This window comes from Flavobacterium pygoscelis, assembly GCF_023162025.1.
Lineage (GTDB): Bacteria > Bacteroidota > Bacteroidia > Flavobacteriales > Flavobacteriaceae > Flavobacterium > Flavobacterium pygoscelis.
The window spans coordinates 148275-174289 of record NZ_JALNUB010000006.1 but is presented as its reverse complement, the minus strand read 5'-3'; the positions used below and the strand labels follow the sequence as shown (position 1 = coordinate 174289).

Here is a 26015-nt window from a genome sequence, read left to right as displayed (position 1 = left end):
TATTTGTTAAATAATGCAAAATAAAATAATATTTTTATTTTTTGTATATATTTGTTAAACTATTTTAACTAATATCATCGATTATGAAAGACAATGCTTCCTTGGCTTATGATGTTCCTGGCAAATTTGAGGAAACTCGATTTGAAAAAAATCATAATGTAATTTTTAAAAGTGCAATCGAGGCTTCTCAAAATGTTGCACAAGAAATAGCACAATTAATACGATATAAGCAGTCTTCAAACGAATTATGTGTGTTAGGATTAGCTACAGGATCATCGCCTATAAAGGTTTATGAGGAATTAGTTCGAATGCACAAAGAGGAAGGATTGAGTTTTTCTAATGTGATCACTTTTAACTTAGATGAATATTATCCGATGACCAAGGAAAATCGCCAGAGTTATCACTATTTTATGCATGAACATTTGTTTAATCACATAGATATAAAGCCCGAAAATATAAATATTCCAGATGGAACTGTTACATTAGACAAATTAAACCAATACTGTTTAGATTATGATAAAAAAATTATGCAGCTTGGAGGGATTGATTTTCAGTTATTAGGAATTGGGCGTACGGGTCATGTTGGTTTTAATGAGCCAGGATCTCACATTAATTCTGGAACTAGAATTATAACCTTAGATCATATTACTAGAATTGATGCTTCTTCGGGTTTTAATGGTATTGCAAACGTTCCTAAAAGAGCGATTACCATGGGCGTTTCTACTATTTTAAGATCAAAGAGAATCGTACTATTGGCTTGGGGACAAAATAAAGCTGATATTGTAAAAAGGACAATTCAAGGAGACATTAGCGCAGACGTTCCTGCTACTTTTTTGCAAAATCATTCGAATACCACTTTTGTTTTAGATCAGTTTGCGGCTTCAGAACTTACACGATTTAAAACCCCTTGGTTGGTTGGAGAATGTATTTGGACACAAGAATTAAAAAGTAAAGCAATTATTTGGCTTTGTAATGAAACCAAACAATCGATACTTAAACTCACCGATCGTGATTACAACAATAATGGTATGTCTGATCTATTGGCGCTCGAAGGTTCTTCCTATGATCTCAATATAAATATGTTTAATGTTTTACAACATACTATAACTGGTTGGCCTGGAGGAAAGCCCAATACCGATGACAGTAATAGACCAGAACGTTCTAATCCTGCCCAAAAAAGAGTTATTCTTTTTAGTCCACATCCAGACGATGATGTGATTTCTATGGGAGGAACATTTTCTAAATTAATAAAGCAAGGGCACGATGTACATGTTGTGTATCAAACTTCGGGCAATATTGCTGTGACCGATGATGAAGCTTTGAAATTTGCCGAAGTTGGTCTTGATTTTATAGGAGACCATTCTAATGGTATAGATTTTTTATCCGTTATTGAGGATTTAAAAAATAAAACTGAAAATGAAACCGATTCTCTAGAAGTAAGAAAATTAAAAGGGCTTATTAGAAGAAGAGAATCTTACGCTGCCACTAGGTATATAGGTCTTAAAGATGAAAACACTCATTTTCTTGATCTTCCTTTTTATGAAACAGGACAAATAAAGAAAAATCCATTAGGTCCAGAAGACATCGCAATTGTTGCTGAAATAATTTCAAAAATAAAGCCACATCAAGTTTTTGCAGCGGGAGATTTAGCAGATCCGCATGGTACACATGAAGTTTGTTTGAATGCCATTTTTGCAGCAATGAAAAAATTAAAATCAGAATCGTATATGAACGATTGTTGGTTGTGGTTGTATCGAGGTGCATGGCACGAATGGGATATTCATGAAATTGACATGGCAGTACCATTAAGTCCTGATGAAGTTTTGATTAAAAGGCATGCTATTTTATACCATCAATCTCAAAAAGACAGAGTAATGTTTCAAGGAAATGATTCTAGAGAGTTTTGGGTTAGAGCCGAAGATCGAAATAAAAATACAGCAAAAACATACGATGATTTGGGTCTAGCACAATATGAAGCTATAGAAGCTTTTAAACGTTTTGATTATTGATTTATATATTAGAGGCAAATTTTAAATTATGAAGTATATATTAATTCTATTATTATCGGTTTTTGTTTCTAATGCTCAAATACAAAAAGAGCAATTAGACTTAATGCCTTGGCCTCAAAAGATAGATTTGGGTACTGGAACTTTCGCTTTAAACAAAAATTTTAAAGTTAATATTACTGCTAATCCAAACTCCCGAATTTTTATAGGAGCAACTAGCTTTTTGCGTAGGTTAGATAATAGAACAGGATTATTTCTGCCACAAAATTTTTTGACTCAAATTAATGAAAGCCCAGAGGCTGAACTACAAATTAATTGTGGATCAGCTGGTAAAATAGAAATTAACGAAAATGAAAGCTACGAACTTATTGTTACGTCGAGTAAAATAACACTAAATGCACCAAATGATTTAGGAGCTTTACATGGTTTAGAAACTTTGTTACAATTACTTCAAAACAATAGTACTTCTTACTATTTCCCTACTGTTTCAATTACTGATGCTCCACGATTTACCTGGAGAGGTTTAATGATTGATGCCTCAAGGCATTTTCAACCAGTAGCTGTTATTAAGAGAAATTTAGATGCTATGGCAGCTATGAAAATGAATGTTTTTCATTGGCATTTAGCCGATGACCAAGGATGGAGAATTCAAATAAAAAAATTACCTAAACTAACTGATTTAGGTTCAAATGGAAATTTTTATTCCCAAGAAGAAATAAAAGATATTGTTAGATATGCTGATGAGAGAGGGATTCTTGTTGTTCCAGAAATAGATATTCCTGGACACGCATCGGCATTATTGGCTGCCTATCCTGAAATAGGGAGTAAGGTAGATAACGGAATTGGTAGTTATGCAATTCAAACCAATTCAGGGATTTATAATGCTGTTTTAGACCCTACAAATCCTAAAACCTATCAATTGCTTGAAGAAATCTTTGATGAGGTTTGTCCCTTATTTCCTGGTGCTTATTTTCATATTGGAGGGGACGAAAATAACGGAAAAGAATGGGCCTCAAATCCTAGAATTCAGGAATTTATGAAAAAAAATAAGTTTTCTGGAAAACATGATTTACAAACCTATTTTAATATGAAGTTAATTCCGATGCTAAAAAAGCATTCTAAAAAGCTTATGGGTTGGGAAGAAATCATGACAGACAATATGTCTAAAGATGCCATAATACATGCTTGGCGTGGCGTAAATGAAGGACTACAGCCTGGTGAATCATTAATTAAAGCGGCAAAAAGCGGGTATAATACAGTATTGTCTAATGGGTTTTATATCGATTTAATGCTAAGTATAGCAACACATTATCAAAATGAATCGCTCTCTAAAAATGCGCTATTAAGTCCTGAGGAAAAAGCAAGAATATTAGGTGGTGAAGCAGCAATGTGGAGTGAATTAGCAACACCTTTAAATATTGATTCTAGAATCTGGCCACGAACAGCAGCTATAGCAGAGCGATTATGGTCTAACGAAAACGTAAATGATTTGCAAAGTTTGTACAAGAGGTTAAAAACAATTTCCTTTAGGTTAGAAGAGGTCGGAATTACACACATCAGAAATAAAGAGGTTATTTTAAGAAACATTAGCAACAACCAAAATACAATAGCCTTAAATGATTTTTCGAATGTTTGTGAACCTCTAAAAAATTACAAACGCAATGGTGGAGGTAAAAAATACCGCATGCATTCTCCACTAACACTTTTTGCAGATGCTTGTACTGTAGATGCTTCTGACGCAATTGATTTTAATTTTGCTGTAAAAAAATATTTAGACAATAAGAATATAGAAAATGAAGTTGTAGTAACTAACTTTTTTAGAAAATGGATTAAAATGAATACTGATTTAATCATTGTAAGTAGTAATGCTCCATTAGTACAACCTCTTTTACCATTATCCCAAAAATTAAGTGAAATTTCAGAGCAACTGTTACTTTTAATAGAAAAGAAACAGAATAGTGATAAGTCGAAACTGAATATTTTGATAGAACAAGCAAATATTCGAAATGATGCTGATGTAGAGTTGGCTGTGCTTTCCGGTATAAAACTGCTTTTATAAATAACAAAGAAGATGTTTACTGAGTTTCCTATTTTAAAACCTTTTTTAGATTAGCTATACACTCAAATTTTAGAAGTTTTTATAGAATGATTTTACTATAATTTACTTTTTTTTAAAATAATTAATTACAATATATATAAATGACTATTACTCAAAAATTATTAGAATTATCAACATCATTAGAAGGAACACTTTTGCACGATGAGTTACATAAAATTTTGTACTCTACTGATGCTTCTGCGTACAGAATCTTTCCTATTGCTGCTGCCATTCCAAAATCTGAGTTAGATATTGTAAAAATTATTCAATTTGCATCCAAAAATAATATATCTATCACACCAAGAACAGCAGGTACTTCTCTCGCAGGACAGACGGTTGGAGGCGGGATAATTGTTGATGTTTCTAAGTATTTTACAAAAATTGTATCTTTTGATCCAATCCATAAAACAGTAACAGTACAACCGGGTGTAATTCGAGATGAATTAAATTTATACTTAAAGCCACACGGATTATTTTTTGGCCCCAATACATCAACATCCAACCGATGTATGATTGGAGGCATGGTAGGAAATAACTCTTCGGGAACAACCTCTATTCGATATGGAGTGACCAGAGATAAAATAGTTGAAATAAAAGCAATATTGAGTGATGGAAGTAGCGCTGTATTTAAAGAAATTAGTTCTGATGAATTTTTAGAAAAAACAAAAGGGGAAAGTTTAGAAAGTGGTATTTATAAAAGTATTTATGAGGAGTTATCCAATACAGATCAACAAATCGAAATTATAAAGGAATTTCCAAAGCCAGAAATTCACAGACGTAATACAGGATATGCAGTTGATTTATTACTAAAGTCAGAACTTTTTGGAGGAACAGAAAAAACAATAAATTTAGGCAAATTGCTTTGCGGAAGTGAAGGAACGCTAGCTTTTACCACTGAAATTACATTGAAAGTAGAGGAATTACCGCCAACAAATAATGTGATGGTTGTAGCTCATTTTCATAGCATTCAAGAAAGTTTAGAAGCTGTAGTTACGGCCATGAAACATCATTTGTATACTTGCGAAATGATGGACGACACCATACTAGATTGTACTAAAAACAATAGAGAGCAAGCTAAAAATAGATTTTTCATTCAAGGCAATCCAAAAGCTGTTATCATGCTAGAAGTGGCTTCGCATACTAGTATGGAAGATGCCGAAAATCAAGCGGATGCATTAATCACTGATCTTCAAAAAAACAATCACGGTTATGCTTTGCCTAAAATTTTTGGCGCTGATATTGATAAAATAAATGAACTTCGTAAAGCAGGTTTAGGGCTTTTAGGAAGTATTGTTGGTGATAATAAAGCAGCCGATTCTATTGAAGATACTGCTGTAGAATTAAGTGATCTACCCAATTATATTGCTGAATTTTCAGCCATGATGGAGCGACACGGTCAGAATGCTATTTATTATGCGCATGCTGGTGCTGGCGAATTGCATTTGCGTCCCGTATTAAATTTAAAAACAAAAGAAGGATTGCATCAATTTAGGAATATAGCAACAGAAGTTGCTGTATTAGTAAAAAAATATAGAGGTTCGCTTAGTGGTGAACATGGCGACGGAATTGTTCGTGGTGAATTTTTGCCTTTTATGATTGGTGACAAAAATTACGAATTGCTCAAACGAATAAAAAAAGCCTTTGATCCTCATACCATATTGAACGTTGGTAAAATTGTTAATGCCTCTAAAATGGATGAGAATCTAAGAGTAGAAGCAGGAAGAGTAGAACCCGATGTTAAAACGATTCAGGATTTCTCAGATAGTTTAGGGATTTTAAGAGCTGCCGAAAAATGCAATGGTTCAGGAGATTGTAGAAAACTACCTTCGGCCGGAGGAAGTATGTGTCCAAGTTATCGGGCAACTCGTAACGAAAAAGATACTACTCGTGCCAGAGCAAATGCCTTAAGAGAATATTTGACTCATTCAGAAAAAGAAAATAAATTTGATCAAGAGGAATTATATAAAGTATTTGAATTGTGTGTGAGCTGCAAGGCTTGTGCTAGTGAATGTCCAAGTAATGTAGATGTAGCCGCTTTAAAATCAGAGTTTTTATATCAATATCAAAAAGCAAATGGATTTTCTTTGCGAAATAAAACGTTTGCCTTTAATGCGAAATTAAATGGCTTAGGAAGTCTTTTTCCATCCTTTACTAATTTTATTGTTAACCTTCCTTTTGTCAAAAAAACGATGGGAATTGCTTCTCAAAGACAAGTACCACTTTTAGCAGCCAAAACTTTTAGAAAATGGTATGGAAAAAATTGGAATTTAGAAATAACGGAGTCATTTACAAAGGGAAAAGTATGTCTTTTTTGTGATGAGTTTACCAATTTCTATGATGTTTCGATAGGAATAGATGCGTATGAATTATTGACAGCATTGGGATATGAAGTTATTTTAGTAGATCATGAAGAAAGCGGAAGAGCTTTTATTTCAAAAGGTTTCCTGGAACAAGCCAAAGCAATTGCTAATACGAACGTAGCCATCTTTTCAGATTATATTAGTGCTGATTGTCCTTTAATAGGAATCGAGCCTTCGGCAATATTGACATTTAGAGATGAGTACATTAGATTAGCAGATGATAAAGAAAATGCCAAAAAGTTAGCTACAAATGTGTTTACCATTGAAGAGTTTTTTAAAAATGAAATTAACTCTGGTAAAATAACTTCAGAACAATTTTCTGATGAGGTTAAAACCATTAAAATTCACGGACATTGCCATCAAAAATCTTTAAGTTCTATTGAAGCTACTTTTGCAATGTTAAACTTACCCAAAAATAATTCAGTTACCATTTACAATTCTGGATGCTGCGGAATGGCTGGCTCTTTTGGATATGAAAAAGAGCATTATGAAATCAGTATGCAGATGGGAGAGGATACTTTGTTTCCAAAAATACGTACGACAGATTTAGGTGTAATTATTGCTGCTGCTGGAACAAGTTGCCGCCATCAAATATTTGATGGAACCAATAGAAAAGCCTTGCATCCAGTCACTATTTTGAGAAATTGTTTGTAATTGTTTACTTTCTTTTGGACGTCCTGTAATTTTAATTTAATGACTATTTTTATAAAAATGTGTTGCTTTTTTTGAACTAAAAATAATCCTAAAACTATGAAAAAAACACTCATTTTTACTTTCTTCTTACTGCTTTGTTTTTCTGTCAAAGCTGCTAAAATTGATACTTTAGAGGTGTTTAGTGTAGTAATGAATAAAAATATAAAAACCTGCGTAATCACTCCAAATGGGTATAAAAAAAGCAATAAAAAGTTTCCAGTAGTCTATCTCTTGCATGGCTATAGTGGTAATTATGCAACTTGGGTTAACAGTTTTAAAGATTTGGCAAATCAAGTAGACCAATATAATTATATAGTAATTGGCGTAGACGGAAATTATTCTAGCTGGTATTTCGATAGCCCGATAGATGCTACTTTTAGATACGAAACCTACATTGTTGATGAGTTGGTGCCTTTTATTGATAAAAAATATAAAACTAAAGCCAATCGAGAGGGTAGAGCAATATCTGGACTAAGCATGGGCGGTCACGGAGCATTGTACCTATCTTTTAAACACCAAGATGTTTTTGGAGCAGCAGGCAGCATGAGTGGTGGAGTAGATATTAGACCATTTCCAGAAAATTGGGATATAAAAAAACGTCTCGGATCCATAACTGATTTTCCAGAAAATTGGGAGAAAAATACGGTTACTAATATGCTTGATAAGCTTGAAAATAATAATTTAAAACTCATTATTGATTGTGGAGTTGATGATTTTTTTATTGACGTAAACAGAACCTTACATCAAAAAATGGTGGCTTTAAAAATAAACCACGATTATATAGAAAGACCCGGGAAACACAATATAGAATATTGGGAGAACTCCTTAAAATTTCAATTGTTGTTTTTTAATAATTTTTTCAATAAAACATAAATAATTGATTATGAAATATTTGTATTCTAAAATTCTTTTTCTTTTTATCATTACTTCTTGTTTATCCCAAAAAATAGATAAAAAACAAGACATCAAATTTGTACACCTTACAGATATACACGTAACCGAAGGAAATGATAATGATTTTTTATTGCAAAAAATTATTAAGGAGATTAACCAATCGACTAATGAATTTGTAATTATAACAGGTGATTTAACCAATCGTGGGGATGACGATGAACTCAATCGGGTACACACTATTCTTTCAGGTTTAAAAATTCCTTATCACATTATTTCTGGCAATCATGAAACTACGTGGAGTGAAAGTGCAGCCTTGACTTATAAAAAACTTTGGGGAGCAGATCGGTTTGCTTTTTCAAAAGGAGATTACCTTTTTATTGGTTTTCCTTGTGGACCTTACATGAAAATGGGCGATGGTTTTGTAAAAAAAGAGGACCTTTTGTTTTTAGATAAAACCATAAAAGATAGTCTTATTAATAGTTCTAAAAAAGTATTGAGTTTTTCACATTATCCTTTAGATAATAGCCTGAGTAATTATAAAGAAGTGCTTACTGTTTTAAAAAAATATCCAACCGTTGCTAATTTTTGCGGTCACGGTCATACTTTAAAAGAGTATAATTTTTCGGGTTTAAGTGGGGTTATGGGAGCATCTATTACTTCTCGTGACGGAAAAACCCAAAGTTATAATGAAGTAATTGTTAGTAATGATAGTATTCGTATTTTTAAAAAAGAGCTTGAAAAACCAGCTACTTTTAAATTTTCTGTTTCTGCAAAACCCTCAAAAATTGAAATTACCGAACCAGAAGAAAAGCAATCTATTGCACCTTTTATTCAAGATGTAGCGTCTATCTATAGTGTTCCAAGTTTTGATAAAAAAAATATTTATTTTGCCAATTCTCTTGGACAAATTCAGTCTGTAAATCTGGAAAGTAAAACTTTGAACTGGAAAATACAAACAGCTAATTCAATTTATTTTACCCCAACAATTGTCAATAAAACGATTGTTGTAGGAACAATTGAAGGTCAGATTTTAGGGTTTGATAAGTATTCTGCCAAAGAGAAATGGAATATTGCTGTGGGAGGAATTTTAGTAGGTACACCAATTGTAGAAAATAATAGAATCTATACGGCAAGTGCTACCCAATTTATTTGTGTAGATGCTGTTACAGGACGCATGATTTGGGAAAGCAAACTACCATTGTCTTACTCACAAGGAAAACCATTAATTCATGAGAATACTATTATTTTTGGATCATGGGATACTTTTCTATATTGTTTAAATAAAAATACGGGAGCACTTTTATGGAAATGGAATAATGGAAATGGAAAACAAGAGTTGTATTCGCCAGGGAATGTTAATGTAGTAGCTTCAAAAAACAGACTTTATTTTGTTACTCCAGAGCGTTTTCTTACTATTTTAGATATTAATTCAGGAAAAACTTTATTGAGAACTAACCAATGGAAAGTTAGAGAATCGATGGGGAAAAGTGAAGATGGTACCCTTTTTTATGCTAAAACAATGGATGGAGAATTACTACAACTTCCTTTAAATGATAATTTAGAACTGACGGAAGGTAATCTAAAAAAAGAAAGTAAGATTCTCGATTTAAAAATTGGGTATGAACATAATCCTGCTGCAATTCTAGAAAAGAATGGAAAAATCTATTTGGGAAGTCGAAAAGGAGAAGTAATTATTGTCGATGCTAAAAAAATGATGATTATTAAAACAATTAAACTAGGGAGTTCTAGTATTAATGGCTTTTCAATAGACGAATCAGGTAACGTTTGGACTGCATTAATTGAAGGAGGAATTTATAAAACAGATTAGTTTTTATTTTTTTTCTTAATGAGTTTCAAAAAATGCCGAATCAAATCTTTCAGAATTAAATTTGTTTTATACATTTGGATTTTAAATAACAGTTGCATTATTTGTAAAATAAAAGAGTGTTAATTACAGAATATTAATTTTTAATGATAAAATTCATTTTATGGCGTTAAATGGTTTGTTTAGAAAAAAGACAGTACAAGATATTTTAAAACAAGTAGAAAAGAATAACGCTGACGGACATGATGCTTTAGGTAAACATTTGACTGCACGAGATTTGACTGCATTTGGTATTGCCGCAATTGTAGGAGCAGGTATTTTTAGTACCATTGGAAAAGCAAGCGCCGATGGAGGTCCAGCTGTTATTTTTCTGTTTTTATTTACTGCCATTGCCTGTAGTTTTGCTGCTTTTGCTTATGCTGAATTCGCTTCTATGGTTCCCGTTTCTGGAAGTGCTTATACCTATTCTTATGTTGCTTTTGGAGAAATTATTGCTTGGATTATTGGTTGGGCATTAATAATGGAATATTCTGTTGGTAACATAACTGTTGCCATATCGTGGAGTGATTATTTTACTGGTTTACTCAAAAGTGGTGGCTTAGAACTTCCTCAATGGGTTCAGATGGATTATTTGTCTGCTTCTAACGGTTTTAATGATGCAACTGCCCTTATGCAAAGTGGGAAACAATTTGCTAATTTAAGTCCAGCTTTACAAGATGCCTACACCGCTTGGACCACTTCACCTGTTATTGGTTCTTTTCACTTTGTAGCTGATCTTCCAGCTTTACTAATCATTGTTTTAATTACAGCTTTGATTTATCGCGGTATGAAAGAGTCTAGAAATGCAAGTAATATCATGGTAGTTGTTAAGTTATGTGTGGTATTATTAGTTATCGCTGTTGGGATTTTTTACGTAGACACAGCCAATTGGGATCCATTTGCTCCAAACGGAGTGACAGGAGTTCTTAAAGGTGTTTCTGCTGTGTTTTTTGCTTATATTGGTTTCGATGCTATTTCTACAACTGCCGAAGAATGTAAAGATCCACAGCGCGATCTTCCTAGAGGTATGATGTGGGCCATTATTATTTGCACTATTTTATATATTTCAATTGCTTTGGTACTAACAGGAATGGTCAATTTTAGTTTACTAAATGTTGGTGATCCTTTAGCGTTCGTTTTTGAGAAATTAGATCTAAAATGGATGTCGGGTATTATTGCTGTAAGTGCCGTAGTTGCTATGGCAAGTGTTCTATTAGTTTTTCAGATGGGGCAACCTCGTATCTGGATGAGCATGAGTCGTGATGGTTTGTTACCAAAACGTTTTTCAAAAGTACATCCTAAATACAAAACGCCTTCTTATGCAACAATAGTGACAGGTTTTGTGGTAGCAGTTCCAGCGTTGTTTTTAAACTTGACATTGGTTACCGATTTGTGTAGTATTGGAACTCTATTTGCATTTGTTTTGGTTTGTGCAGGTGTTTTGGTTCTTCAAAATAGAACGGATATTCCTCGCGGAAAATTTAAAACTCCTTATGTAAATTCTAAATTTATTATGCCTGTTTTAATTGTGATCGGATTAGTATTTGCTTTTGGTTTTAATAAAAAAGCAACTATGGATTTTATAACAAATGAAACTCAAATCAACAATTCGGAGGCTATCATTACCTCTTTAAATAAAGAAGAAACAAATAAAGTATATGACTATTTAGTAAGTATTGATCCAAAAAACAAAACTGTTGGAACTCCCGATTTAGAGCTCTTATTAAGTAAATACCATAAAGACGATGCAACTTATTCTAGTGTTATTGCCGGTATGCCCATTGCAGATTCTGTAAAATACGAAAGTGGTTTTGGCTTGTTTAAGCATAAAATTCCAATGTGGATTTTCCTAATTGTTTTAGTAGGTTTATTAGTTTGGTCTTTTAAATCAAACTTATCTTTAATACCATTATTAGGCTTAATTTGTTGTCTTTATATGATGGCAGAATTAAGTGTATGGAATTGGATTTATTTTGGCATCTGGCTTTTATTAGGCTTAATTATTTATTTTAGTTTTAGTCGTAAAAACAGTAAACTAAATCACATTACAGAATAGTAATTACTCATAAAAAAAAACCGTCTAAATTAGTTTAGGCGGTTTTTTTATGAATAATAAATAAATTTTTATCTTAAATAAAAAGTAAATTAGTTAAAGAATTTCAAAAGCATTTTGGTACGTAATTACGGATTCACTTTTTATCCAACTAAAATTGTTATTTTGATACTCAATTTTATTTAAAAATTGCTCTTTTTTAAATTTTGATACGAAAAAAGTAAAGTCATCTAAATCCAAACGTTCTGTTTCTACCTCTAATTCTACGGAGTGTAACAAGCCCATTGTCTTTTGATGAATGTAAATGCCTCTTTCTAATAAATCGAGGTCAAAGGCTGGATTACTATCTATTTGATATAAAGGAAATAGTACCAACTCATTGAATATATCGTTGGGTTTTATTTTTAATACTTTACGGCGATTGAACCAAATTTCGATGTGGCTTTTGGGCTTGTCTAAAATTCCGGTAACAACTTTTGCATTTATATCTAATATAGAACTAATTTTATTGTCCTTTAATTGATGATAAAAAAAAGGATCCAGTATAAGATCAGTAAGAGCACATTTTTTTTTTGAGGCTACAGCAGACCATTTTTCAAGTCTAGAATCATCCAACTGTATTTGTCTAATTTCGATACCTTCTCCGAAAGTATTTATCTTAATTTTTGGCAATTTGGTATTATATTATAATTTAGACAAAGGTATCACTTAATAGCTTTAAAAATAGTTACACTCTTAGATAAACTAATGTTTTAGATGACTACTAGCTAATTCCTAAAACACTCTGTAACAATAATGCTTTTTATAAAACAAGAAATTATTGTGTTAGGTTCATTGTTTATAATTAGTACTATTCATTTTTAGGGAATAACATCAATTCAATTTTAATAATTCTATTTGCTTGAAAAATTCAATTACTTCTTTTTCAAAAATGCTTACGGGTATTTGATGACCTAATTCGTTGTGTATAGAAATTTTGATATCTACAGTAGGAAGGCGATTTTCTGCTAGCCATTTTAAAGTACTGTTGGCTTTAATGACTTCATCTTGACCACCCAAAACAAATTGTAGAAATGCTGGTGTATTTTTAGAATCTATTTCCGGAATATTTTGAGCAATAGGTCTATGAGGTAAAGCTGGATTAAATAGTAAAGCAGGACATTTGATAGTATTTGCAATGTAGTAAGCCATAAATCCGCCCATACTACTTCCCATAATAAGATCAAATGAATGTTCATTATTATTTTTTAGCAATAATTTAAAAATATTTGGATCACTATTATAATCCATGTCTGGTGCTATTACGGTGGCAAAACGTTCTAAAACATCTCTTTTTTCTGGACTTAGTTTACTTTCTAATCCATGTAAATATAAAAGGGTCATCGTTATATTATTTTAAATGTTGCTTGTAAATAGTTGTTTTATTGAATTTTGATTATTGTGAAAAAATCTTGTAATAAAATTCAAATTACAAGATATCAATATAAAGTGTTTTATGATGTCAAATAACAAAAATAAACTTATAAGTTTTTTTTTATTGATTAGAATGTTACTCTAAACAATTAAAAGTATTGCTTAATATTTAACTTCTCATGCTTAGTGACTCTTGTCTAATTTTATAACTTTATTTTGTAGATCAAACAATCCATAAAATTGATCAGTAATTATGAATACAAGAAATTATTTCTACCAACAGTTTCTACAAATGATCTTTTTAATAAATCTAAACTTCAGATGTACCCAATTGTAAATTATCTAAAAAGTATTGTCATTACGGTTAAACTTTACAGAACTCTTTTAATTTTTTGATTTTTGTAATTAAAGGTTTTGTAAAGCAACAACTAGAAACCTCAGTTTTTGAAATAAAGGCGAATGAAGCACTGAATATTAAAAAGGAAATTTTATCGCAACCTTAGAATTATCGGCGGATGTGGAAGGTTTTTTTGTAGTCTATAAAAACGAAATTATTACTGACATTGCTTTGAATAAAAATGATTTGAGTTTTTTCTATACGTCGAAATTTTTAATTTTGAATGCCGTAAGTTTTGATTGGATTGTACGTGCCTTCATACAACTAAAGGAGGAATTATTGACCGGCGACCGCATTATGGAAATTTGTGTTGCCTTATTTCAAGCTATTTTATTGAAAATTATTCGATTATAAAATAAAGTAAATGAAGTGTTGTCACGAGCTCGTTATATTTCTTTTCATTTTAGAGAATTGGTTCAAAAACACACTGTAAATCATAAAACCATTTCGTATTACTCGAATCAATTGAAAATATCCGATAACTTTTGAATAAATGTGTTAAAGATCCTACTGGCAAACCACAAAAAAGTGGATCAACGAGATTATTATATGGAACAGGCAATTATTGTTACAAGATCATTCTCGAGATGTAGCAGGTATCGCTTTGGAGTTAAATTATCAATCTCCTTCTTATTTTCGCGCTTATTTAAAAAAGTAACAGACTATACGCCCTCTGAATTTCGATTACAGATTGCCAAATAGCCCGATGCTAAAAGTGTTATAAAATTTATAGTGTTTTCCCAAAAGGATTATTCCAAATCACATCTATAGCAATATAATTTACTCCAGATATTTTACTGCCTTTACCAATTAAATTGTAACCATAACCAAAATCAAATGTAAAAGGAATTTCGTGAGGTGTTAACTGATAATAAAGTCCAAATCTACTATCCTTATATTCAAATTTAGTCCACTCGCTAGTAGGTTTGTATTTTTTACTTGTTGCAAAAAGGGCTTCAGCACTACCAATTAAATGATGTACTTTTTGAGTTCCTAAATCAATATTTATTTGAGTTTTAAAGCGAGTACGAAATTGATAATCTTCATTACTTTTTGTGAAATCAGGATTAAAAAATTTTCTATATTCTTGGCGAAAGGTATTTTTCCATTTAATAGTGCTATTTCCTGTCAAATAGGAATAACGGCCGTAAATTCTGAATTCTTGTTTTATGGCAGGATCAGCAACGTCATAAGGAGCGCTAGATTCATATTCATTTTGTCGTCTGTAACTCAACGCATACGAATATTGCCAGTGTTTGGCATAGCGATTAGAGAATTCCTGATTCAATACTAATATTCCCATTTTATTAAAAGGATTATTATCGTCTGGCGTGCTTTTTCTACCAATACCTATATAAGTAGTGGATTCTTTTTTATGAACCGTGTCTAATGCTTGCTTGATTCCAAAAGCAAACCAAGAGGCATTATTCCCTTTTCCTAATCCTGGAGGACTTAATTGTGCATAAGAACTAACAAACAACATAAACAGAATTCCTGTGATTATTGTTTTTTTTATGTTTAAAAAATTTCTCACGCGATTTTTATTTTTAAAATTTATAACTAATTCCTGCTTTTACGGCAAATGGTGTTCCTGGAGTATAACATAATTCAGATACGGAACTAGACTCATTTTTAAGTCTTGTTTCAGTTTCAAATTGTGCTTCATTCCATTTTGTATCCAGCAAATTTAATACTTGCAAATTGACTTCCCAACTTTTTCTTCCATAAGCCAAAACAAGATCATTTACAAAATAGCCTCTAGTTTTTACTGAATTGTCTTCTGTTGCTGGTTTGGCGTCCATATAACGGTATCTCAAATTAGCTGAGAAACCTGATGGAAGTTTTACTGCAACGCCACCTGTACTGGTAAATGCAGGAACTAACGGGATGTAATTTTCTCCTTTTGATGCATCAATCGCACGAGCATTAGCATAATTAATATCACCATCTAAATACAACCAGGATAAAGGTTGGTAGCGAATACTAAGATCAGCGCCTAAACGACGGGTTTTTCCTGATGGTTCAACAACCGCTTCATCACCTACGTACACAAATTCTTGTTTCAAAAACATATACCATACTGCTGGCTGGATAATCATGTTTTTTGTAGGACGAATAATTACACCTAAATCACTACCAATAGAGTAGGGTAAGATGTCTTTTCCATTTTGTTCTACAACTACTCGTACATCGTTAGAGTGGAAACCCATTCCTGATTTCAAATACCATTGCAAATTGCTGTTTTGAGTATAGGAAATGTTTAATTTTGGACTTACTCTTGTTGCAGAGGCATCTTGTCCTGCAGGTAGACTATTCAGACGATCATGCAAATTAAAAACAAAATGATCCACACGTACTGCTGGGTTAATAGTCCATTTTCCAATTCTCCAATCCATAGTGGTATACGCATGTACATTAATTTCTGTAGCGGATACGTCAGAGAGTCTATTCAATAATAAATCACGTTGAAATACATGACTCAATTGCAAATCATAAATATCGTCCAAACGCAAACCAGCACATGATGTCCATGTTATTTTGCTATTTTCTAAATCAAAACGACGAATGTATTTATTATCGAAACCGTAAATACTACGATTGTCAGTTTGCTCAATTTCATCACCATAAACTGGATCATTCAAGAAAAAGGTGAAATTAGAAAACAGATTAAATTTGTATCTAGAATAGAATAAATTGCTAGAAAACTCTTCATTTTCATTGATAAGGTTTCTGTAGTTTACAGCAACATTTGTTCTTGATGTACTTCCGCCTTCTGTAGGATCAATAGAACCCCAACGGTCAATTATTCCTTGGGATACAGCGCGTTCTGGAATTTGTCCTGATGCATTCCAACCCGAACTAAACGTAGAACCTAAAATAGATATATATTGTTTACTGTCTATCCATTGACTGTATTTTGTCAATATATTAATGCGATTAAAATTCTGCTTTACAGCAAATGGACCATCGGAATAATTAAATTCACTCGCCACATAAAAATTTTTGTCTTTAATTTCTCTATTTAATAGATTAATCATCGTTAGAGCGCGCATCGTGTTGAAAGATCCACCTTCTAACTTGAAAAGGTTGTTTTCTAACTTGTCGAAGGTGCTGAAATTCACATAACCTGAGGTGTTAAAATCACCTTTGTCCGCGTAATAAGCGCCTTTTCCAAAATCAATATCCTTGATCGTTTCTGGAATCAGAAAATGCAAATCAGCATAACCTTGTCCGTGTGCATGCGATACCATATTTACCGGAATACCATCGGCTGTTACACTAACATCAGTTCCGTGATCATTGTCAAAACCACGCAAGAATATTTGTTCGGCTTTTCCACCGCCAGCGTGCTGAGCAATAAATAGTCCTGGAACTTTGCGCAATAAATCTTGTGCTGAGTTTACAGGAGCCATTTTTAAATCGACTTGCATGACTTGTTTTCTAAAATCAGCTTGATTGATGATGATCTTGCTAAGATGCACTGTGTCTTTTTCTGTTTTTGTTGAATCTTGCTTCTTTTCATTCTGTGCAAATCCATTTTGTGTTAATAGCAAAATTGCTCCAAGAGCGAAAAGCCTAATCGTATTTCTCATTATTTTATTTCTAATTGCAAACAAACAAAATATTGTCGTGAAATCCATGTATATATCAAGCAAAAGCAGAGAAAGTTATTTTTGAAACACGACAATATTAAAGTTTCTAATTTATATTTATGCTTAAAGTTATTCATTTCTAAGCGGTTGTGTTTTTGGCTCAAATCTTGTAAATACTCTTTTTAAAGGAACAATTACCCACATTAGTAATACAAAAAGCAATCACTGTAACTAAGATAAATGGAATGTAAAAAAAATGAATCTTTAGCAAATAATATCAGTTTTAAAAAACTAATTATTTCTTAAAATTGCCATTCAATAGAATCTAAATTTATCTAAAAAGCTATATGAAATCTAAATTGAGATAGCTTTTTTTTATAAAATTGAAAAATTATTGCGATAATTTAATTCGTAAAAGTATATGTGTTTTAATTTAAATTAGTGGTAGATATTCTTTTATAATTGTTTTTAAAATAATGAAAAAACAGTGAGTTTAGAATATAATAAAATTTCATTTCATTATAAATTTAATTAGCAAGTATAGTTATTTAAAATGCTGATTTATAAATAATTAAACTTGTTTTATTTTGCTGAAATTAAAAGTTATAATTTCATTTTGAGCTATTTATAAAAACCGTTATTCTATTTTTTTAGTAATGCCATAATTATAGCGAGAATTGAATTAGATTATCAAATATTTAAATCAATAAAATCCTTTTTTTATACATACAAACTGTGTAATCTGTGTTCCATTTTTTAAGTTTATTTTACGAAATAAAAAATCTATAAAATCAATTTCATTTAAATGATTATTTTATAGAAAAATATCTATTTAAAATTGTGATATAGAGTTTAACTTTAAAGGAATTTTTACCAATTAATTTTAGTCAATAATGCTTTTTTCAAGATTATTATTAGGATATTGCTATAGCAAAAATAAATTGCTTAGAAAGAAGATAAGTAATCCATACACACCACTATAAATAATGAAAATACTGCATACTGCCGACTGGCATTTAGGGAAAAAACTAGATCATTTTTCCCGTTTGGAAGAACAAAAAAAGGTGATGAATGAAATTTGTGAAGTTGCAGAAGATCAACTTGCAGACGTAGTTATCGTGGCAGGCGATTTATTTGACACGTTTAATCCTTCTGTAGAAGCAGTTGATTTACTATATAAAACCTTAAAAAGATTGACCAATAATGGCAAGCGTCCTGTAATTGCAATTGCTGGAAATCACGATAGTCCAGATCGAATTGACTCTCCTAATCCTTTAGCACGTGAATGCGGAATCCTATTTGTAGGAAACCCCGATGTTACCATTCCTACGATAAAAATTGAAAATGGTTTTGAAATTACGCAGTCAGAAAATGGTTTTATAGAAATAAAATTGCCTCAATTTGATTATCCAATTCGTGTAATTACCACTCCTTATGCAAATGAAATGCGTTTAAAAACCTATCTTGGAGCAGATAATAAAGAGCAACAATTGAATGATTTGTTGCAAGATTCTTGGGCGATTTTAGCTAATAAATACTGCGACAACAAAGGTGTAAATATCTTGACTACTCATTTGTATATGTTAAAACGTGGCGGTGAAATCCTAGAGGAACCAGATGGCGAAAAACCGTTGCGAATTGGTAATGCCGATATTGTTTACACCGATTGCATTCCGCTTCAAATGCAATATACCGCTCTTGGCCATTTGCACCGTTTTCAAAACGTAGGCGGACATTCCAGTCCTGTTGTGTATTCTAGCAGTCCTTTATCGTATAGTTTTTCGGAAGCAGGTCAAGATAAAAAAGTCGTACTAATTGACGTAGAGCCAAATAAAGCGGTGAAATTTACCGCTATTCCGCTAAAATCAGGACGTGTTTTACATAGAAAACGTTTTGAATCTATTGATGATGCGGTAGAATGGTTGTTAACAAATCCGTATTGTTTAATCGAATTGACACTTGTAAGCGATACTTTTTTTACAACGCAAGATTTGAAACGAATTCACGAAAGTCATGACGGAATTATTTATATTATTCCAGTGGTTAAAAAGGATTCGAATCAGGATTTACAAATACCTAAAGTAAATTTAGAGCAAGATATTCAGGGATTATTTACTGATTTTTTTAAGTCCAAATACAAGCAAGATCCTAACGAAGAAGTATTGGATTTGTTCAATGAAATTGTAGGAAGTCAAGCAAAAAACGAATAAAAAAAGGTCTTATGTTACCATTAAAATTAAGTATTACTGGTTTGTATTCTTATCAAAAAAAACAAACTATTGATTTTGAAGAGTTGACCAATGCTGGTTTATTCGGGATCTTTGGAGCGGTAGGTTCTGGAAAATCTTCCGTTTTAGAAGCTATTGGTTTTGTTTTGTATGGCGAAACGGATCGTTTGAATAAAACCGATAAAAGAGCCTATAATATGCTCAATCTTAAATCAGATCGTGCCAATATTGAATTCGAATTTTTGAATTATCAAGAGCGAAAATTCAAATTTGTAGCTGATTGGAAGCGAAAAAAACGATTTGAGGAGACAACTTCTATAGAACGATTGGCTTATGAATGGAAAGACGAACAATGGATTCCGTTGAATTCTGCGGATGCGACAACAATAATTGGACTTACTTATGAAAATTTTAGAAGAACTATTATAATTCCACAAGGGAAATTTAATGAATTTTTAGGCTTGAAAGGAAAAGAACGTTCGGATATGATGAAGGAAATTTTTCATTTAGAGCGTTTTGATTTGAGTTATAAAGTTTCGGCTTTGCAAAAAGAAACATCAAGTAAATTAGACTTTTTAAGAGGAGAATTATCTGGCTTTGAAGCGATTTCTACCGAAGCCATTACAACTTTACAAAACGAAGTTATAAGCGCCACTGCTGAGTTACAAAAGGATAAAACAACGTTGATTTTAGCTGAAAAAGAAGTGAAAGAACTTGCTGTTTTGAAAGCGAATTTTGAGGATTTAGAAAAAAAGAAAGAGATTCTTTCTAAGCTGAATCTTGAAAAAGTTGCGATTGATGCGCTACAATTAGAAATAGATTTATTCGAAAAAACAGAACGAAATTTCAAAGCGAATTTAATAAAGCTAAAAACAGAGAAAACGGCTTTAGAAAAAGCGAAGGAAAACCTGCTTTCGACTGAAAATCAGAAGAAAGTAGTAGCGGAGAGTAATTTAAAAAGTAAAGCTACTTTAGAAATATTACAGCCTGATTTAGACAAACTCGATAATTCTAAGAGCAAATTTTCTGATTTAGAATCGATAGAAAAAATCAGAATTGCAAATGCAGAAGTTGCTGTTATTGATAAAAAAATAAAGGAAGCAGAAGTGCTATTTTTAGAAAGTGAGAAAAAAGAAAAGGAGTTGGTTGCAAAATTAGGCTCTATTCATAATCAATTGGTAGATTCCAAAAAAAAGCGATTGGACGCTTCTTTCTTATTAGAGTTAGGAACTTGGTACCAACAAGAGCTAAATCTTAAGAATAATTTTGAAGAGAATTATAAAAAGCAAGTCACGACACAAAAGGAATTAAATTCAAAAATAGCTGCTTTTCAACTTTTAGAAGTACCTTTTGAAAACTGGAAAACTATTTTAAAAACAAATTTAGAGACACTTTCTTCCGAAAAGGAAATAGCGATTGAAACAAAAACAAAACTTTTAGTTTCGAAAGAGTTAGTGCAGTTTGCAGAAAATTTACATGATGGTGAAAATTGTCCGCTTTGTGGTTCCCAAGAGCATCCGCATTTGATGCAAGGAGAAGATGTGTCTAATCAATTAGAAATCATTTCAACTACAATTACTGATTTAGCGGATAAAGAAGCAAAAATCATTTTGAAAAAGGGAGCATGTGAAAAATTAGAATTCGAAATAAATCATTTTCAAGAGCAATTAAAAGGAATTGAGAGGGAAAGTAAAAGCATAGAAAATCAGCAAATAACTCACTTTTCAAAATTCATATGGAGCGATTTTGATCCAAAAGATTCACAGTTTTTTGAAGCAAAAAAAGCTGAACAGCAACTTTTAGAAAAGGAGATAATTGCTTTAGAAGTAAACGAAAAAGAATTTCGCAAGCAGCAAGAAACTATTGCTTTGGCACTAAAAAATCATAACAGTACCAAAAACGAATTAGAAACAAAAAAAGCTTCTAAAAGCGGTGCAATTGAAAATGAGTTATCAAAATTAAAAGTGCTATCACTTGTTGATTATGAAGGGATTACACTAGCTTCAATTCAAGCTGAAAAAATAGAATTATTTAATAAAAATTTAAAAACAGCAGAAGATTATAAGTTTATAAACGATGCTATTAACAAGGAAAATCTAGAGTTATCAGCTTTAACTGCAGTTTTAAAAACTATTCAATTACAAGTTGTTGATAGTGAGAAGGCTTTGCTAGAAACCCAAAAAATCATTAGTGAATTACTTCAAGAGCATCATTTTTCTTCTGTTGAAGAAGTGAGAACCATACTTATTAAAAATTGGAACTTAGAAGCTGAAAAAGAGAAAGTAAAACTTTTTGCGGTGAATTTGCAAACTGCAATAAATTCTGTTTCGGAAGCGGAGAAACTGTTAATAGGTAAAACATTCGATTGTAAACTTCTAGAGGAAAAAACGGCGCTGGTTGCTGCAGTTCAATTAAAATATGAAACCCAATTGGGAAAAGTTTCTACTTTGCAAGATAACTTACAGCGAATGAATGCCGCATTTGTAGAAAAAGCAGAATTATTAAACCAATCTGAAGTTTTAAATGCACGCTTTACTAATTTAGGAATTTTAGCTAATATGTTCAACGCAAGTGGTTTTGTAAACTATGTGTCGAGTATTTATTTGCAAAATTTAGCAGATGTTGCTAATGTTCGCTTTCATCGAATGACTAAAAATCAATTGAGTTTAACGATTAATAGTTCTAATGAATTTGAAGTGATTGATTATCTAAACGATGGAGCTTCTAGAAGTGTAAAGACGCTCTCGGGAGGTCAGGGTTTTCAAGCTTCCTTATGTTTAGCATTGGCATTGGCAGAAAGCGTTCAATCATTGAATAAAAATGATAAAAATTTCTTTTTTATAGATGAAGGGTTTGGTACACAAGATCCTGAAAGTATATCAATTGTTTTTGAAACCTTACAGTCCTTGTATAAAGAGAATCGAATTGTGGGGATAATTTCGCATGTTGGTGAATTACAAGAACGAATTCCTCGCTCAGTAAATGTTATTAAGGACGAGGAAAAAGGAAGTATCGTAAGCGAAAGTTGGAATTAAGTATTGCAATTACATTTATAAAAAGGGAGAAATCAAACGAACTATTTTTTCCCATAAATGAATGCGTTTTGGTCTGTTAAGCCAAGAAATAGCATCAATTTGTGCAGATTCTTTTAAATCATTTTCAAAAGCTTCTTTAAGTTGCTTCGCTATATTGTTGCTATAAATCATTGCATTGACTTCAAAGTTCAAATCAAAACTGCGATAATCCATATTTGCCGAACCAATAATGGCCAAATCATCATCAATTACCATAGTTTTTGCGTGAACAAAACCTTTGTTGTATTTGTAAATTTTCGCACCATATTCAATTAATTCTGTATAATAAGAACTTGCAGCTGTATTGACCATTTTAGAATCGGAAATTCCAGGAATCAAAACCTTTACATCCAGACCGCTTTGAATGGCGATAATTAAAGCATCCATCAAACTTTCGCCCGGAATAAAATAAGGACTTGTAATGTAAATACTTCTTTTGGCACAACTAATGGCTTCTAATAGCGAATAAAATATTAGCGGTTGACCACTATCAGGTCCAGAAGCCGCTATTTGAACCACATCATTTTCAATAGTATTATTTTGTGGAATTTCAGGAAAATAGCTATTACTGTACGCTAATTTTTTGTTGCTACAAAAATTCCAATCGCATACAAAAAGATATTGCAAATAGGAGGTAGCTTGTCCCTTAATCATTAAATGAGTGTCTCGCCAGTATAAATTATTCTTAATTTCTAAATCATTTCGATACTTATCACTCATATTAATACCGCCAACAAAACCAACATTTCCATCAATGATTACAATTTTTCTATGATTTCTATAGTTGATGCGACTAGCTAATGCATACCATTTTATTTTGTAGAAAGGTGCTGTAGCAACTCCAGCTTGATTTAGTTTTTGTATAAAATTTTTACCCAAACCATGACTTCCAAAATCATCATATAGAAATCGAACTTCTAGACCTTCTTTTGCCTTTTTAATAAGGATTTCGGCTATTTGATTTCCAGTAACATCATTTTCATAAATATAATATTCAATATGAATGTGTGACTTTGCGTTTTCTAAGGCATTTACCAATTCTGGAAATTTTTCTTCTCCATTAATAAGTAATTTTACTTCATTATTTGCTGTTATGGGACTACTGCCGGAACGGCGAATAAATTCTGTTAGTGTTAAATATTTTTCCTGAATTAAACCCGAATCTCGTATAGAATCAGACTGTTTATTCATTTTGTTCCGAATTTCTAATCGCATTGGTTCATCTTCTACAATTTTTTTGGTGTATAGTTTTCTCTTGCGATAATTAATTCCAAAAGAAAAATAAAAGATCATTCCCAATACTGGAACAAAAATTATAAAGAGAATATAAGCCAATGCTTTTGTGCTACTTCGTGTATCGTAAAGTACTCTCAAAATCACTAAAAAAGTCAATAGTAAATAAGCTGATTGTATGATTAATATCCAATTCATAATACTATTTTTAAGCGGGAATACTAGTTGGAGCCGTCTTTTTTTCTCGAATTAAATAAATTCCGATTAAGATTAATACACCACCCAAAATGTACCAAAAATTAAATTCTTCACCATCTAAAATTCCCCAAATTATGGCTACAACTGGCAAAAGATAACTCGAAATACTTGCAAAAACGGCAGAGGTATTTTGAATCAATTTAAAATACAGAAGCATTGCAATCGCTGTTCCAAAGATGGTTAAAAAAGACATGTAGATTATAGGTTCTATGTAATTTGGTTGCATTTCAAAATTTTGAATCATTCCAGTGAAATACAGAATTACTCCAGCAGGAATCGCCCAAAAACTATAAACAGCCGCTGTTAATTTTATTGCATCTAATTCAGGTAATTTTTCTTTTACAATTAGCGAATTTACTGCGTAAGAAGCGCCTCCTAAAACAATCAACATTGCATAACCAAACTGAGAATTTTCAGAATTTCCTTCAGAAAAAAAGATTAAACTTGCAGCTCCAATAAATCCGATTATAGCACCAATTACTTGCTTTAACTTGCTTTTAATTCCAAAAAATAGAAATCCAAAAGCCAAAATAAATATAGGAACTAAGGAATCTAAAATTCCTGCTAAAGAACTACTAACTTGGGTTTGAGCTATTGGAAATAAAAACATTGGTACAAAATTCCCAAAAAATCCAGCGATAATTACCCATAATAAAGTACTTCTTCTCATTCGTAAAAGTGCAGGAATACCTATTGCAGCTAAAATTAATCCGGAACCAACTACTCGAATTGCACCAATTTCATAAGGTGAGAAAACTAATAATGATTTTTTAATCAAAATAAAGGAACTTCCCCAAGTTATAGAAATAAAGAGTAACAGAAACCAACGATTGTTGTAGATTTTATCCATAAAAATAATACCTAATATTTTAGACAGCAATGTACTATAAAATAAAGCCTAATGGCGAATAAAATTATCTAGTAGACTCAAATTAATAACTGAAATAATGTTAGAAATCATTAAAAGAAAAGACGTAAAAACAAGATCTAATTTTGTAGAAAAATAGGTTATTTGTATTAAGTCCTGAATTTTAAAATTTACATATCCAAAGTTTGCTCGCCACCACCATTGATGAAAATAACTTGACCACTTGTCCAGCTTGAAATTGGCGCTGCAAAATAAAGAACGGCCCCAGCGATGTCTTCTGCTTCACCCAATCTGTGGATAGGTGTGTGTTTCAACATAGCTTTTTCCAAATCTGGCGTTAATACAGTATTTAAAGCGTGTGTTCTTGTTGCTCCAGGTCCAATTGCGTTTATTCTAATATTGTCTGGTCCATAATCAAAAGCTAGGTTACGTGTCATGTGGTTTATTGCTGCTTTTGATGATGCGTAGGCACTTATTGCAGGACTTTTATTGATAGAAGCCATGGAAGACATATTAATAATACTACCGTAACCCGCTTTTTTCATATGTGGTGCAACTAATTGACAAAGACGCCACATACTAAAAACGTTCATATCGAACACTTTTTTAAATTGTGATACTTCAATATCGTAAGGACTTTCTTTTCCTGCTCCACCGCCACCAACATTATTTACCAATATTTCTATGCTGCCAAACTTTTCAATAGTTTTATCTACTAAGTTGATTAAAGCATTGTCATCAAGTACATTACAGTCAATTGCTATTGATGTTCCGCCATTATCATTTATTGCTTTTGATGTTTCCTGAGCAGCTTCCAAATTATAATCTGAAACCACAACTTTCGCGCCATAAGCAGCTAGTATTTCGCAGCATGCTTTTCCTATTCCGCCCGCTCCTCCTGTTACTATTGCTGTTTTTCCTTTTAAGTCAAAATGTTTTGTGATATCCATTATTGTATTTATTTTAAATTGTTAATTGTGACC

At 31.9% G+C, this 26015-nt stretch carries 16 protein-coding genes; 9 read left to right on the top strand and 7 right to left on the bottom strand.

Going from position 1 to position 26015, the window contains the following annotated elements:
• Positions 1 to 83 precede the first annotated feature (83 nt).
• The 6 genes from nagB to MW871_RS11385 all read left to right on the top strand — a co-directional run bounded on the left by nagB (position 84) and on the right by MW871_RS11385 (position 11971).
• Positions 84 to 2009, top strand: a complete 1926-nt coding sequence (gene nagB, locus MW871_RS11410) for a glucosamine-6-phosphate deaminase (protein WP_248428615.1) — start codon at positions 84 to 86, stop codon at positions 2007 to 2009.
• Between the two features lie 28 nt (positions 2010 to 2037).
• Positions 2038 to 4065 (top strand): beta-N-acetylhexosaminidase, encoded by a 2028-nt coding sequence (locus tag MW871_RS11405; protein ID WP_248428614.1) that lies wholly within the window; start codon positions 2038 to 2040, stop codon positions 4063 to 4065.
• 140 nt (positions 4066 to 4205) lie between these two features.
• On the top strand, positions 4206 to 7118 hold the full coding sequence (locus MW871_RS11400; RefSeq protein WP_248428613.1) for an FAD-binding and (Fe-S)-binding domain-containing protein: 2913 nt from the start codon (positions 4206 to 4208) through the stop codon (positions 7116 to 7118).
• Between the two features lie 96 nt (positions 7119 to 7214).
• The gene (locus tag MW871_RS11395; protein WP_248428607.1) at positions 7215 to 8030 is read left to right on the top strand and encodes an alpha/beta hydrolase; all 816 of its coding nucleotides are present in this window, start codon (positions 7215 to 7217) and stop codon (positions 8028 to 8030) included.
• A gap of 10 nt (positions 8031 to 8040) precedes the next feature.
• Complete coding sequence (locus tag MW871_RS11390) at positions 8041 to 9879, top strand: outer membrane protein assembly factor BamB family protein (RefSeq protein WP_248428606.1); 1839 nt, start codon at positions 8041 to 8043, stop codon at positions 9877 to 9879.
• Between the two features lie 160 nt (positions 9880 to 10039).
• Positions 10040 to 11971: an amino acid permease gene (locus MW871_RS11385; RefSeq protein WP_248428605.1), complete on the top strand. Its 1932-nt coding sequence runs from the start codon at positions 10040 to 10042 to the stop codon at positions 11969 to 11971.
• Positions 11972 to 12064: 93 nt separating this feature from the next.
• Here MW871_RS11385 and MW871_RS11380 read toward each other — a convergent pair whose 3' ends face one another.
• A complete protein-coding gene (locus MW871_RS11380) occupies positions 12065 to 12640 on the bottom strand; it encodes a hypothetical protein (protein ID WP_188050731.1) in 576 nt (191 codons plus the stop codon).
• A 201-nt stretch (positions 12641 to 12841) separates the two neighbouring features.
• Entirely contained in the window at positions 12842 to 13351 is a 510-nt protein-coding gene (locus MW871_RS11375; protein ID WP_248428604.1) for a YqiA/YcfP family alpha/beta fold hydrolase, read from the bottom strand.
• A gap of 547 nt (positions 13352 to 13898) precedes the next feature.
• Here MW871_RS11375 and MW871_RS11370 point away from each other — a divergent pair.
• Positions 13899 to 14132, top strand: coding sequence for a hypothetical protein (locus tag MW871_RS11370; RefSeq protein ID WP_248428603.1), 234 nt, complete (start codon positions 13899 to 13901; stop codon positions 14130 to 14132).
• Positions 14133 to 14505: 373 nt separating this feature from the next.
• Here the strand turns inward: MW871_RS11370 and MW871_RS11365 are convergent, their stop codons facing one another.
• On the bottom strand, positions 14506 to 15312 hold the full coding sequence (locus MW871_RS11365; RefSeq protein WP_248428601.1) for a DUF2490 domain-containing protein: 807 nt from the start codon (positions 15310 to 15312) through the stop codon (positions 14506 to 14508).
• 13 nt (positions 15313 to 15325) lie between these two features.
• Positions 15326 to 17371 (bottom strand): TonB-dependent receptor, encoded by a 2046-nt coding sequence (locus MW871_RS11360; protein WP_248428600.1) that lies wholly within the window; start codon positions 17369 to 17371, stop codon positions 15326 to 15328.
• Between the two features lie 986 nt (positions 17372 to 18357).
• Here MW871_RS11360 and MW871_RS11355 point away from each other — a divergent pair.
• On the top strand, positions 18358 to 19581 hold the full coding sequence (locus MW871_RS11355; RefSeq protein WP_248428598.1) for a metallophosphoesterase family protein: 1224 nt from the start codon (positions 18358 to 18360) through the stop codon (positions 19579 to 19581).
• Between the two features lie 11 nt (positions 19582 to 19592).
• Complete coding sequence (locus MW871_RS11350; RefSeq protein ID WP_248428597.1) at positions 19593 to 22634, top strand: SbcC/MukB-like Walker B domain-containing protein; 3042 nt, start codon at positions 19593 to 19595, stop codon at positions 22632 to 22634.
• A 15-nt stretch (positions 22635 to 22649) separates the two neighbouring features.
• Here the strand turns inward: MW871_RS11350 and cls are convergent, their stop codons facing one another.
• From cls to MW871_RS11335, 3 genes are all read right to left on the bottom strand, one after another.
• Complete coding sequence (gene cls, locus MW871_RS11345; RefSeq protein WP_248428595.1) at positions 22650 to 24104, bottom strand: cardiolipin synthase; 1455 nt, start codon at positions 24102 to 24104, stop codon at positions 22650 to 22652.
• A 10-nt stretch (positions 24105 to 24114) separates the two neighbouring features.
• Positions 24115 to 25014: a DMT family transporter gene (locus MW871_RS11340; RefSeq protein WP_248428594.1), complete on the bottom strand. Its 900-nt coding sequence runs from the start codon at positions 25012 to 25014 to the stop codon at positions 24115 to 24117.
• A gap of 188 nt (positions 25015 to 25202) precedes the next feature.
• Positions 25203 to 25982, bottom strand: coding sequence for a glucose 1-dehydrogenase (locus tag MW871_RS11335; RefSeq protein ID WP_248428592.1), 780 nt, complete (start codon positions 25980 to 25982; stop codon positions 25203 to 25205).
• Between the last annotated feature and the right edge of the window lie 33 nt (positions 25983 to 26015).